Origin of the sequence: Novosphingobium sp. (genome assembly GCF_027486195.1) — a bacterium.
In the GTDB taxonomy this organism is placed as follows: domain Bacteria; phylum Pseudomonadota; class Alphaproteobacteria; order Sphingomonadales; family Sphingomonadaceae; genus Novosphingobium.
The window spans coordinates 1-5742 of sequence record NZ_JAIXPP010000015.1; the positions used below are offsets into that span (position 1 = coordinate 1).

Annotated in this window: 7 protein-coding genes; 3 read left to right on the top strand and 4 right to left on the bottom strand. The window is 62.7% G+C overall.

The window, feature by feature from the left end:
- The 3 genes from Q0071_RS03080 to Q0071_RS03090 all read left to right on the top strand — a co-directional run.
- A partial coding sequence (locus Q0071_RS03080; RefSeq protein ID WP_298165175.1) for a c-type cytochrome occupies window positions 1-435 on the top strand: 435 nt, incomplete at its 5' end.
- Complete coding sequence (locus tag Q0071_RS03085) at window positions 432-1844, top strand: aldehyde dehydrogenase family protein (RefSeq protein WP_298165176.1); 1413 nt, start codon at window positions 432-434, stop codon at window positions 1842-1844. The genes Q0071_RS03080 and Q0071_RS03085, both read left to right, overlap by 4 nt.
- Before the next feature lie 45 nt (window positions 1845-1889).
- Window positions 1890-2708 (top strand): aldo/keto reductase, encoded by an 819-nt coding sequence (locus Q0071_RS03090; protein ID WP_298165186.1) that lies wholly within the window; start codon window positions 1890-1892, stop codon window positions 2706-2708.
- 12 nt (window positions 2709-2720) lie between these two features.
- On the opposite strand, the gene Q0071_RS03095 is transcribed toward Q0071_RS03090, so the two are convergent.
- The 4 genes from Q0071_RS03095 to Q0071_RS03110 all read right to left on the bottom strand — a co-directional run.
- A complete protein-coding gene (locus tag Q0071_RS03095) occupies window positions 2721-3224 on the bottom strand; it encodes a hypothetical protein (RefSeq protein ID WP_298165178.1) in 504 nt (167 codons plus the stop codon).
- The gene (locus tag Q0071_RS03100; RefSeq protein ID WP_298165180.1) at window positions 3221-4438 is read right to left on the bottom strand and encodes a phosphotransferase family protein; all 1218 of its coding nucleotides are present in this window, start codon (window positions 4436-4438) and stop codon (window positions 3221-3223) included. The genes Q0071_RS03095 and Q0071_RS03100 overlap by 4 nt, the downstream gene beginning before the upstream one ends.
- A 28-nt stretch (window positions 4439-4466) precedes the next feature.
- Window positions 4467-5438, bottom strand: a complete 972-nt coding sequence (locus tag Q0071_RS03105) for a hypothetical protein (protein ID WP_298165182.1) — start codon at window positions 5436-5438, stop codon at window positions 4467-4469.
- A gap of 25 nt (window positions 5439-5463) precedes the next feature.
- A partial coding sequence (locus Q0071_RS03110; RefSeq protein ID WP_298165184.1) for an SDR family oxidoreductase occupies window positions 5464-5742 on the bottom strand: 279 nt, incomplete at its 5' end.

The window sequence follows — 5742 nt, forward strand, 5'->3', positions numbered from 1 at the left end:
GCGGGCTACGGTGGCGGCTATGGCCTGCCGGCAGCGTTTGCCGAACTGCAGGGGCCGCGGCCCAATGGCCGCCTTCTGGTTTTCGCGCTCGGCGGAAAGGCCTCCTACAAGATCGAACGTGCCCCGCAGGCACCACCGGTCATCGTCCAGAACGAATGGACGCCAGAAACGGTGGCCAAGGGCGCCGAGCTCTATGGCAATACTTGTTCGGTCTGCCATGGCGGCGGCGTGCGCTCCTCAGGCGTACTGCCCGATCTGCGCCGCTCGGGCGTGCTTGCCGACAAGGCCACCTGGCAGTCGGTCGTGCATGACGGCGCGCTCAAAGAAAACGGCATGGTCGGCTTCGCCAAATGGATGTCGGTTGAGGATATTGAATCCGTAAGGGCCTACGTTGCCGACCGTGCCCGCCTGCTGGCGAAGGAGCCTGACCAGTGAATCTGCAGATGTTGATCGGCGGCAATCATGTCGCCGGAAACCAGAGCATTGATGTGATCGATCCCGCCACGGGCCAGGTCTTTGCCAGCTGCGCGCGGGGCTCGCGTGAGGACTTCGAGGATGCAGTCACGGCCGCAGCCGCTGCGTTTCCTGCGTGGTCGCAGAGCACTGCGGAAGCGCGCAGTGCCTTGCTTATCCGAATGGCCGAAGTGATTGAGGCCAATCTGGAATCACTCGCCCGCACGCTCACCAGCGAGCAGGGCAAGCCGATCCCCGATGCGCAGGCCGAAGTGGGCGGTGCGGCCTATTTCCTTCGCTACTATGCCGGGCAGACTATCCCGGTTGAGCTAATCGAAGACAGCGAGGCCCGCCGGATCGAGTTGCACCGCCGTCCGCTCGGTGTGGTCGCGGCAATCGTGCCGTGGAATTTTCCTGTCCTCACCGCAGTCAACAAGGTTGGCGCGGCGCTGCTCACTGGGAACACCGTCGTCGTAAAACCCGCAGCCACAACCCCGCTGGCCACGCTGGAAATCGCTGCGTTGTGGAAGGATTTGGTACCTGCCGGCGTGGTCAATGTGGTCACGGACAACAATGATCTGGGCGATGCGCTGACCGGCCATCCGCTGGTGCGCAAGGTCAGCTTCACCGGTTCGACGACCACGGGCAGCAAAGTCATGGCGGCAGGTTCCGCCTCGCTCAAGCGCATGACGCTGGAACTGGGCGGCAACGATTCCGGCATCGTGCTCGATGATTGTGATCCCGAGGTTGTCTCGCAGCAGCTGTTCAATTCCGCCTTCGTCAACAACGGCCAAGTCTGCATCGCGCTCAAGCGGCTCTATGTGCATGAAAGCCAGTATGACGCGGTCTGCGCCAAGCTGGCCGAGATCGCGAATGCCGCCGTTGTAGGACCAGGATCGCAGCAGGGCACACAGCTTGGTCCGGTGCAGAACCGCGTGCAATTCGACAAGCTCAGAGCCCTGATCGAGGAGACGCGCACCGAGGGCACGATCATCGCGGGCGGCGACAGCCCGGAGGGTGAGGGCTACTTTATCAACCCGACCATTGTGCGCGATATCGCAGACAATGCGCGCCTCGTGACCGACGAGCAGTTCGGCCCGGTGCTGCCGGTCATGCGCTTTGCCGATATCGACGATGTGGTGGCGCGGGCCAACAACACCAGCTTCGGCCTTGGCAACTCGGTGTGGTCAGCGGATCCGGCTCGCGCCGGTGCGGTTGCGGCGCGGCTCGATTCCGGCTCGGTGTGGATCAACAAGCACGGCGATATCGGGCCCGACACGCCATTTGCGGGGGCCAAGATGTCGGGCGTCGGGATCGAGATGGGCATGCATGGTTTGCTTGAGTTCACGCAGGCGAAGGTCATGAACTACGCGAAAGCAGCGAGGGTGTAGACTTCTATGATGAGCCAGGAGGTCATCCTTAACGACGGCCATCACATGCCGCAATTGGGGCTTGGCCTCATGCGGTTCGGCTCGGAAGCGGAAACCGCGGCGGTGCTCGCCAGCGCGGCGGATGCTGGATACCGTCTATTCGACAGCGCGGCCATATATGGAAACGAGCAGCAGGTGGGCGATGGGCTTCGCCAGTGTGGGCTGGCGCGGGGCGATGTGTTCGTCACGACCAAGCTGTGGAACACCGAACATGGCCGGGACAAATGCCGCGCAGCACTGGAAGGCAGCTTGCAGCGTTTGGGTCTCGATCAGATCGACCTTTATCTGATCCACTGGCCGCTCCCGATGGATGATCTTTACGTCGAGACCTGGCGCGGGCTTATTGCACTGCGGGAAGAGGGGCTGGTCCGCTCAATCGGTGTGTCGAACTTCACGGTGGAGCATCTTGGCCGGCTCATCGCTGAAACCGGGATTGTGCCGGCGGTGAATCAGATCGAAATGCACCCGCGCTTTCAGCAGCGCGCGCTACATGCGTTTCATTGTGAGCATGGCATCATCTCGCAGGCGTGGTCGCCGTTTGGAGGCGGCGGCACCGGAGGAGTCCCGCTTCTGGGTGAGCCCGTGCTTGCGGAGATTGCGGCGAAGCATGCGCGCACACCCTCGCAAGTGGTGCTGCGCTGGCTCACGCAATCCGGCGCATCCGCTATGCCCAAGGCGACGAGCGCGCTGCACCTTGCGCAGAACATGGCTTCACTGTCGTTTGATCTCGACGAAACCGATCTCGCCGCGATTGCGACACTCGACAGCGCGGATGGCCGCACAGGCCCCGATCCGCTGACCTTTGCCGTGAAGCACTTCGCTTGAGATCCTAGCTACTCACGGTTGCCAGTCAGCCTTGGGCAGATCCTCGGGCCGCAGTTCGAAGCCCAGCGGGATGCACCACGAGCGGTCTTCGCTGAGAATCGCCTCGCTGTGTTTTAAGACCAGCGCATCGAGCGCGCACTCTTGCGGCGTATCCTTTGCAGCTTCGACAAGCGCAGCAACGCCGGCTCGCAAGGTGGCAGTCGCTGCGCGCAGATCGGCGTCCGAGGCGGCTGGATCATCCAGCACCGCTTTGCTTTGCTTCGACTGGTCAGCGAGGCTCAGCGCGTCAGCGTCAAGCAGCGCCGCTACCGCGTCCGCCATGGTCACATAGCGCTGGAGTGTGCCGCGATAGTAGCGGCGCGCCAGTGGCACGCGCTTCTGCATGAAGCCGATGGCTGCGAGCGAGAGGTGGAGCTGTTCGATCACATGCTTGTCAGCGTTCCCAAGAGCGGGAAGCACCACCTCGCCCAGCGCGCGCTGGACCACTTGCAACTGGGTTTCGAAATCCTGGTTCATGCCGTCGCACTCCGGAAAAAGCTGACCAGATCGGAGAGGGCGAGGTAGCCCATTCCGGCAACATGGTTGAGCAGCACGTCCTGATGGGTTGCCGCGCCGCGCGCCGCCCGGGTCGATGCCGCCAGCAACAGCACCGAGACGAGATAGCGGTTGAACACGCCGAAATAGCGTATGCGGGCCGGATCGACCGGCAGGCCCGAGGCCTTTTCATAGGCGGCATAGAGCTCGTCCTCGGGCATCATCCCCGAGACCAGGATCGTCTCGCCATCTTCGGCATAGTGCTGGAAAATCGGCAGCGCTGCGTATGTCAGGTCCTGATGCCGGTCGCCCAGCACAGCACCTTCCCAATCGAGCCATGCGGTGATCTCGCCCTTAGCTTCATCAAACAGGAAATTGCCGCTACGATAATCGGCGTGCACAATCGAAATATGGTCGATTGGCGGGGCATTGCGGTTCAGCCACTTGTAGACCACCGCCATGACCGGCTCTTCCTCAATGCGGTCTTCCTCCCAGATGCGCCGCGCGGCATTGACCTGCCGGATCACTGAGGCGTTCGATCCCACTTCCGGCCGGTCAAAGCTGGCGAGAACGGGCGGCGCGCCGATCGGCAAATTGTGAATGCGGGCAAGGTAGTCGATGAACTGCGGCGCCAGCTTGGCGCGCAAGTCTGGCCCATAGTTCTGGCCCAGCCCCGTGACCTTGCCGGCATCGTGCGAGGGCTTGGCCGTGCCAGTGGCAAAGCCATAGACCATTGCCGGATAGGGCAGGAACTGTGCCTCCGGGTCCATCCAGTAGGCGTGTGGGACAGGTACGGTGCCCTCGACCGCCCGGATCACTTCGAACTCGCGCCGACGGCTCGACTCGGTGACCGAGGCTGCCGGTTCCATGCGCAACACCATCGGGGTGACCATTGGCGCCTGGCCATCGGCGTCATCGCTACGCCAATGCAGGTTGAACAGCATCTGTAGCTTGGATGCACCGCCCGAAAGCCAGCGCGCATCTGCGATCTTGACCGGATAGCCGACCTGATTGGTGATCAGCCGCTCGGTGCCATCCACTAGCGTATCCAGCGCAACCGCCTGAAACGAGGGACCATTGCGGCGGCGCATCTTGCGGGTGAGCACGGTGTCCACTTCGCGCTCGGTGGGAAACCGCGCGCGGACCGCGTCGATGAAGGCATCACTGGGATGCTGCCGGATGGTGTCGTCGGTCATGGTGTGCTGCTTTGTCCCACTCTTTGGGTCAGGTGTCATGCTGGTCGGCCATCCCGCGCGAAAGGTGCGAGAGCCCGGCAAAATCGGCGATATGGCTGTGTCCGACGCGGGTTCCGCTTTCCCAGCGCATCAGGGTCTGGAAAGCCGCGCTCGATGGATTGAAGTTGTACCATGGCGCGGCAGCAACAGTCGTGCCGACCGCGTTCCAGCAATTGCCACGGTCGTCTTCGAACTCGACCACGGCGCGGGTAACCAGCATATCGAACCGCTGCGCGCGCATGGTGGCCCGAACGAGGGGGCGGCGTTCGCCGTCGACGACCACGTAGCCGAACTTAAAGGGGCCGTAGACGACCTCCTTGTTCTCGAACTCAAGCCCCAGGACGAGGAATGCGCCGAGGTCGGGGCCTAAGTTGACATGGACCCAGGTGCCGCCCTTGCTGCCCCAGTCCTTGCGCGGCCCCCAGCTCTTGTTCATGCCCTCGGTGCAATCGACCCTGTACTCGCGGCCATGGAGCGAGAGCGTGCCGGTGACGCGGCCCTTGCTTTCCATGTGGCCGGTGTTCCAGCCATCATAGCCCGCGAGCTTGGACGAGGCGATCAGCGGGTTTTCCGCCGGATCGTGAGGATCGAAGGGATCGCATACCGCGCTGTAGGTGATGTCGAGCGCGCAATTGCCATCGAGCGACTGGTACTGGAACGCGCAAACGCGGGCGCTGTGCGCCTGAAACGACAGGCCATTGGCGAGCGTGAAATCGTCGAAGCGCTCGGGGCAGGGCAAATGCATCTGCGCGTCGTTGTGCTCGATCTGCCATGGATGCAGGCTGAGCCCTTTGTGGATCTCGATCGAGCTGTGGCAGACGCCGAGATTGGGCCGCGCCAGATTGTAGAGATTGCCGCTGATGCCCGCTTCGGGCACCGAGAAGATCAGGAACAGCGTTTCGGTCCACTGCATATCCGCCGGGTCACGGGGGTGGAACGCGAAATCCTGAGCAGTGATCATCTTAGGGTCTCCAACGCCAGCCGCCTCAGCAAACGATCATGCCGCCATCGATGACATGCTCGGTGCCGGTGATGAACGAGGATTCGTCCGAAGCGAGGAAAACCACTAGCGGCGAAATCTCAGAAGCCTCCGCAAAGCGGCGGAGCGGAATACCTGCCGCTGCACCGCCGCCATCCTCATCGGTTGCGGCAACCATCATCGGGGTTTTGACGTAGCCCGGATGGACCGAATTGGCACGGATGTTCTGGTCGCCGTATTCGACGGCAACCTGCTTGGTCATGCCGCGCACCGCGAACTTGCTGCC